Genomic DNA, 223 nt, shown 5'->3' on the forward strand with positions numbered 1-223 from the left:
CTCCGGCCGGGCCTTAATTGAATATTGACGGGTGGACTACAGTCTTTAAGTGTTGCATCGCAGGATTTCAGGTCGCTGATAACCACGGAGGCATTCCCCTTGTTGCTGATACGCAGTTTTTTACCTTTATCCGTAATTTGCGTATCGAAGCGAACATTATCGGGATGAACGGTCACAATGGTGCCAAACCCGGTGAGTACGCTGACGCTGGCGTTGATGGCAT

1 pseudogene is annotated in these 223 nt (G+C 49.8%); it reads right to left on the reverse strand.

Going from position 1 to position 223, the window contains the following annotated elements:
- Window positions 1-223 (reverse strand): annotated as a pseudogene (locus tag WFN87_RS24095) (hypothetical protein); the annotation flags it as partial.

The organism is Cedecea sp. AS113 (assembly GCF_037152415.1).
GTDB lineage: Bacteria > Pseudomonadota > Gammaproteobacteria > Enterobacterales > Enterobacteriaceae > Cedecea.